Genomic DNA, 6,000 nt, shown 5'->3' on the forward strand with positions numbered 1-6,000 from the left:
GACACTCAAACACCGCAAAGCCTGAAGAAGAGAGCGCCGCACCTTTCCCATTGGTTTTTCGAAATTGACCGACGCGCGGCCCACAAATGGCAAAGCCCGCTACTTTGAGTAGCGGGCCAGCGTGCCGACAAATGGATTTGCCGCCTCTGATTACACCACAGGCACGCAGTCGGAGGTATCCATGGTCTGAACCGGATCGTTCGGGCCGCATTCCTCCCCGCTGACAGGGTAATGATGGCTATCGGTGCATCCTGCGATAGCTGACAGCATCCCGACAAGCGCGAGGGCGATAAGGTTTTTCATCTGTGTCTCCTTGGTTTTGAATCATGGCGCAGTTCTTGGCCGTTGGTTGCAATATACTCCCATTCACCGCTGCATGATTGACACAGGTCAAGTTCACCGATTTTTCAGGCCGACATCGTTTGACGAAACCGCAGCAGCACCACGGCGAACAACACCCGCCAACATCTTCCGACCAAAGCGCCACCGCCTTTCCGCAACATCCTACCGCCGATCTCAGGCTGACGCGTTTAGCCTGTAAACAACTATGCGGCGGAAATGGCTGCCTGAACGGCGCGCGGATCCTGGTCACGTCGCTACAAAACGACCTGACAAAGCCTGATGACAAGTTCTGGCAAAAACTCCCCTAACGCATTAGCCTTCAATCATGGAATTCCGCCATCTTCAAACGTTCGTCGCCATCGCTGAAACAGGGAGTTTTTCCTTGGCAGCCGAACAACTGAGTATGTCTCAGTCAGCGGTCAGCCAGACCATTCGGCGACTGGAAGAAGAGTTGAAGGAGCCTCTATTTGTTCGTAATGCACGCCACTGTGAGATTACTGAGGCTGGGAAGAACCTGCTTCCCCAAGCGCAAAGCCTGTTACGTCAGCGACAATCTCTTATGCCGGCAGGCAATCTGTCTCCAGAAGAGTACCACGGCCGAATTCGTGTCGGAACCAGCACGTCCGGCACGTCGTTCATATGGGCAAGGCTTTATCAGGCGTTCGGACGCATGTATCCGAACATTAGGCTCGATATTCGGACGACAACCCATACCGAACGCACAGCAGAGGACATCCTTAGCGGCGCTCTGGATATCGGCTTTCTCCCCATCCCATATGCGCATCGCAGCCCCAGAATAGAGCAGGTGGTGTTAGGCAGTCACCGCACCTTAATCGTGGCTCACCCGAACCATCCCTTGGCAGGGGTAAAAGGGGTGAAACCGAAGGATATCGCGCGCGAACGATTCATCCTGTACGAGCGTGGGATCAATTTCCGTTCAATTAGCGACCACTTCTTTGCACTGCACGGAATCACCCCTGATATCGTTGGTCAGAGCAACGACACGCATTTGATCCGCACCTTGTGCGAAATCGAAAGTGGCATTGCGTTTCTTGGCGATTGGGCCGTTGTGGACCTGTTGGAGCAAGGCAGGCTTGTCGCTTTGGATATCGACACAAACAACCTTTCCGAACAATTAGGCGCTGCGTTCGTCCCAGAACGGATGACACGTGCCGCCCGTCTGCTACTGCAATTTGCCCGCAAACGCACTGATCTTTTACCTGACGTGGTCTTACAATCCTTGCCCGAAGGCTGGATGCATTATTCGGAAATTGATAGCCCCTAGGGGCAAGCGCCTGTTCGGGCTTCCCGATCCATAAAATCCGCCCATCGTTGATAGCGACCGAACATCTCGGAATAGAGGTCAGTCTTTTCCAAATCAGGCCGGATCGTTGTCCGCGCGGAGACCTCAGGGATACCAGTCGGTCCGCACTTGGCCCACATCGCGATAAACGCGGCACCCAGAGCCGATTCAGCATGGTCGACTGTTTCAAGCGGACGCCCTAGGACGTCCGCGAGGATCTGCGGCCAGATTTTCCCGCGTGTCACGCCGCCCGCCACTCTGGCCGTAACGTCATGGGCCAGGTCAAGTTCCAGGCGCTGAATGCAATCCCGGAGCGAGAACGCGACCCCCTCCATGACTGCCCGAATGAAATGGCCTATATCATGTCGAGTATGAATACCTGAGAAACTTCCTCGCATATCGGGATTCCAATACGGGGCTCTTTCACCTTGCAGGTACGGGTGAAACAATAAGCCATCTGCACCCGCCGGCGCTGCCTTGACCATCGCGTCAACCTCGGAATGGTCTAACCCGCCGGCGAGCTGGCGCACCCATTGAAGGGCAACCGCCCCCGCATTCGTCCCGGCCTGATAATAATGGCCCGGCATTACAGCGTGCGGGTAATTCAGCACGCCTTGTTTGAAGACAGGCTTTCCGGGGGCCAGAATTGCAGCCGATGATCCGACGCGAATGACCGCAGGCGGGGCAACTGCCCGACCGGCACAGACTACGATTTCTGCGGCGCTATCTAGCGCACCGCTGATCACCGCGACGCCCTTAGGCAAGCCAAAGCTCTTCGCACCATCGCCAGTCTTTCCGACACACGTCGTAGAATCTACAACTTCGGGAAGAGCTTCCGGCGATAGGCCTGCAAGTACGCATAGTTCGAGATCCCAGCGTCGCTCACCGACATCATAAAGCAAGGTCGCGACTGCAGACGTCAAATCCATTTGATGCTGTCCCGTCAGCAGATAGATAAGGTAGTCTTTAGAAGACAATAAGGAAACTGTGCGTGCCAAGGATTCAGGTTCGTTCCCAGCCACCCAAGCAAGCTGAGGCAACGTCCAGGTGCAAGACGGCTGGTTCAAGGTAACCTGGCGTATCTTCGGGCCGTGATTGGCAATCAGCCAGTCGACCTCGACTGTACTACGCTGATCGCTCCACAAGATCGCCGGGCGCACCACCTGACCGTCTGCATCGAGCAGTACCGGCGAATGAGCTGCGGAACAAAAGCCGATCGCGACCAGATGCTCCATGTACTGCGATGCTTTGGCATATAGCTCGGCAACGGTCGCGGTCATCGCCGTGAGCCAGTCGGCGGGGTCCTGCTCGGACCAGCCGATTTGAGGCCGTAAGGTTGGATAATGCGCGGACGTTTCAGCAAGCACGGCACCGTGCCTGTCAGTCAAAACCGCTTTAAGGCTGCTGGTCCCGAGATCAAGGCCAAGGAAACAATCGTTATCGGCCATTGTTCAGTTCGCGCTCGGCAAGGTGTTAAGCGCACCCAGTGCAGCCTTCATACCGTGTTGAAGCGCCACAAGGTCGGTGGTGGCAGAAATCACACTGAGGCCATTCGGCACCAGCGCCAAAGCAGCTTCCCAATCGGTTGTCTGAAGTGCGCCGAATTTGCCGTGACGCTTGCATGCCGCCAGAATCGCATCAACATGGGTTGCCATTTCTGGCGACGTCAACTTAGGCGAAATCCCGCAAGACACACTTAGATCTGATGGGCCGATAAAAGCCATATCTATTCCTTCGACCGACAGGATGTCATCCAGAGCATCCAGTGCTGCTTCAGTCTCGATCTGGACCCCAATCAGGAGGTCGGCGTTAGCTTGCGGCAGGTACTCTGCGGGGTTGACGCGCGAAAAACGGGTGTGGGCGCGTGACATGCTGACACCGCGAGAACCCGATGGTGCGTAGTGACAGAAATCAACGATGGAGCGCGCATCATCAGCAGTTTCTACACGCGGCACGAGCACGCCTGCGGCGCCCAGTTCAAGCGGCGTCAGAAAGGCGTCGCGCCTGATTTCCGGTACCCGGACAATGGGCTGACACCGCCCGTTGCGAAAGCCTGCCATAAGCGAAGCCAGCATGTCCGGACCATAGCTACCATGTTCTTGATCCAGAATTGCAAAATCCATTCCGATTGAGTCTAGGAGCGCGCCTAGGAACGGAGTTTTCAATTCCGAAACCATGAGGCCGCGCAATACCGATCCGGCACTAAGAGCCGGTTTCATCCAGGCAGGAGAGATAGTCATGATATCTACTTTCGATTAGTCAAAAAGGACGCTGGGCAACCACAGCGAAAGGGCAGGGAAGGCGGACACCAATACGAGGACGCCGATGAGCAGCCCCAAGAAGGGCCACATCGCTTTGAAGACCTCTTCGAGTCTGATCTTTTCCATTCCGCAGATGGCAAAGAGCAATCCTCCCACAGGTGGCGTTGCCAGCCCGATCATGCAGTTTAGGACAACAATCATGCCGAACTGGATCGGATCGATCCCGATCATGTTGGCCAATGGCATCACGATAGGCACGAACAGCATGATGTTAACGTTCGGGTCCGAAATGCAGCCAAGTAAGAGGAACAGCACGTTAATGGCCACCAAGATGAATATTGGGCTTTCTGAAATTGATGTGACCCAAACGGCGAAATGCTGCGATACGCCTTCGGCGGTGAGGGCAAACCCAAAAACTTTGGCGGCGGGCAACAAGATAAGAATCGGGCCACAGGTCACAAAGACCGAGCGCATGCAGTCGACAAAATCTTTCAGCCCCAAGGCTCGGTAAACAAAGATCCCGAGTGCTAGTGCATAGAGCACGGCTACGGCGGCGGCTTCGGTAATCGTAACGACGCCCAGGTAAATGCTGGCTAACAGGATGACAGGCGTCATCAGCGGCAGAAATCCCGCGATCAGGGCAGCGACCAGCTGGGCGAAGTTAGCACGCTGGTCCATGGGATAGCCTCGGCGGCGCGACGTGACGTAGACATACCCAAAGATCGCTACGGCGATCATCAACCCCGGTATTGCGCCTGCAAAAAAGAGCTTTGCAATCGACGCACCCGAGACCATCGAGAAGACGATCATCGGAATCGATGGCGGAATGATCGGACCGATTACCGCGCTGGAGACTGTCACTGCAGCACTATAAGGCGCAGGATATCCTTGGTTGACCATTGCTCGATAGCTAAGGCGGCCAATCCCGCCGACATCTGCCACCGCGGACCCGGACATGCCTGAAAATACCACGGAAGTGACAGTGTTCACATGGCCCAGCCCACCATGAATACCGCCAACCATCGCTTGGGCAAAGTCAAAGATCCGTTGCGCAACGGATGTGCGGGCCATCACTTCCGAGGCGAGGATGAACAAGGGGATAGCCAACAAAACAAAGAAATCTAACCCGGCAAAAAGCTGGAGTGATAGAAAGGATAGGTCGAACCCGCTGTATAGAACGTAAGCCCAAGCAGCGATGATCATTGCGAATGCGACAGGCATCCCGAGCAGAAACAATACGGTGAAACCAACAAGCAAAATTGCCAGGCTCATGCCGATGCCTCCCGGTAGGCCGCGTAGTGGCGGCGAATAAGCGAAGCAAGGTGAACGAGACAGATTACCATTGTGATCGGCAGGATCGAATATGGGATTGCCTCGGGCATCCTAAGAGATGGCGTGGTCCGCAGCTTGCCTAACAAGCGGATGCTGGGGATCACCATTGAGACGAAGAAAACGACAAGTACCATGTCATTGAAAAGCTTGGCGCCAGCCTGCGCTTTCAGTGGTAAGAGATTGACAGCAAAGTCGACGCGTAGATGTTTCTCTTCGCCTAGCAAGTGGGCGCAGGATAGGAAGCCCGCCCAGACAAAGAGATAGTTGGACACTTCTTCGACCCAAGGAACAGCCGAGTTGAAGGCGTAGCGCATCACAATATTGATGCACAGAAGCGAGAACATGGCGAATAAGCAAAAGCTGCCGATCCCCACTTCCAAAGATTTAAGCAGACGGGTCATTATCACATCTCCATCCACCTATCCCGCGATTGCGGGATAGGTGGATTAATTCAGACTGTTTATTCGACTGCTTGGATCTGGTCGTAGAGTTCCTGAAACTCTGGGTACTTGGCCATCACTAGCGGCACCCGATCCACGAACGGCTGCTTGTCCACTTCAACTACCTGCATACCGTGCTCAGTAACGAGTGTATCCAATAGATCTGAAGTGGTCCCAGAAAACTGGACAGTCGGCTAAGGTGTATCCCAAACCTTTGAAGGGATACGAGAATGGCGAAGCGCCGGAACTTTACAGACCAGTTTAAGGCCAAGGTGGCGTTGGAAGCGCTACGTGGTGACAAGACCGTGCAGGAGATCGCGGC

Annotated in this window: 6 protein-coding genes and 1 pseudogene; 2 read left to right on the forward strand and 5 right to left on the reverse strand. The window is 55.0% G+C overall.

The window, feature by feature from the left end; genetic code table 11:
• Positions 1 to 150 precede the first annotated feature (150 nt).
• Positions 151 to 303, reverse strand: a complete 153-nt coding sequence (locus tag BHD06_RS23660) for a hypothetical protein (RefSeq protein WP_176214300.1) — start codon at positions 301 to 303, stop codon at positions 151 to 153.
• 157 nt (positions 304 to 460) lie between these two features.
• Here BHD06_RS23660 and BHD06_RS22945 point away from each other — a divergent pair.
• A pseudogene (locus tag BHD06_RS22945) lies at positions 461 to 570 on the forward strand (IS6 family transposase); the annotation flags it as partial.
• A gap of 97 nt (positions 571 to 667) precedes the next feature.
• Positions 668 to 1,627 carry a LysR family transcriptional regulator gene (locus tag BHD06_RS07200; protein ID WP_080456300.1) on the forward strand — a complete coding sequence of 320 codons (960 nt, stop codon included), beginning with the start codon at positions 668 to 670 and terminating at the stop codon, positions 1,625 to 1,627.
• Here BHD06_RS07200 and BHD06_RS07205 read toward each other — a convergent pair.
• From BHD06_RS07205 to BHD06_RS07220, 4 genes are read right to left on the reverse strand one after another with little or no spacing between them, the layout of a single operon-like run.
• Complete coding sequence (locus BHD06_RS07205; protein WP_080456301.1) at positions 1,624 to 3,093, reverse strand: xylulokinase; 1,470 nt, start codon at positions 3,091 to 3,093, stop codon at positions 1,624 to 1,626. The genes BHD06_RS07200 and BHD06_RS07205 overlap by 4 nt on opposite strands.
• 3 nt (positions 3,094 to 3,096) lie before the next feature.
• A complete protein-coding gene (locus BHD06_RS07210) occupies positions 3,097 to 3,885 on the reverse strand; it encodes an HpcH/HpaI aldolase/citrate lyase family protein (RefSeq protein WP_080456302.1) in 789 nt (262 codons plus the stop codon).
• Between the two features lie 15 nt (positions 3,886 to 3,900).
• Positions 3,901 to 5,178, reverse strand: coding sequence for a TRAP transporter large permease (locus tag BHD06_RS07215; protein ID WP_080456303.1), 1,278 nt, complete (start codon positions 5,176 to 5,178; stop codon positions 3,901 to 3,903).
• Complete coding sequence (locus tag BHD06_RS07220; RefSeq protein ID WP_080456304.1) at positions 5,175 to 5,639, reverse strand: TRAP transporter small permease; 465 nt, start codon at positions 5,637 to 5,639, stop codon at positions 5,175 to 5,177. Before BHD06_RS07220 ends, BHD06_RS07215 begins: the two co-directional genes overlap by 4 nt.
• Between the last annotated feature and the right edge of the window lie 361 nt (positions 5,640 to 6,000).

The sequence above is a fragment of the Roseovarius sp. A-2 genome (genome assembly GCF_002072155.1).
Classification (GTDB): Bacteria; Pseudomonadota; Alphaproteobacteria; order Rhodobacterales; family Rhodobacteraceae; genus Roseovarius.

Coding starts and splice junctions, on each gene's coding strand:
- BHD06_RS23660 (WP_176214300.1), bottom strand. CDS start 303: ATGAAAAACCTTATCGCCCTCGCGCTTGTCGGGATGCTGTCAGCTATC.
- BHD06_RS07200 (WP_080456300.1), top strand. CDS start 668: ATGGAATTCCGCCATCTTCAAACGTTCGTCGCCATCGCTGAAACAGGG.
- BHD06_RS07205 (WP_080456301.1), bottom strand. CDS start 3,093: ATGGCCGATAACGATTGTTTCCTTGGCCTTGATCTCGGGACCAGCAGC.
- BHD06_RS07210 (WP_080456302.1), bottom strand. CDS start 3,885: ATGACTATCTCTCCTGCCTGGATGAAACCGGCTCTTAGTGCCGGATCG.
- BHD06_RS07215 (WP_080456303.1), bottom strand. CDS start 5,178: ATGAGCCTGGCAATTTTGCTTGTTGGTTTCACCGTATTGTTTCTGCTC.
- BHD06_RS07220 (WP_080456304.1), bottom strand. CDS start 5,639: ATGACCCGTCTGCTTAAATCTTTGGAAGTGGGGATCGGCAGCTTTTGC.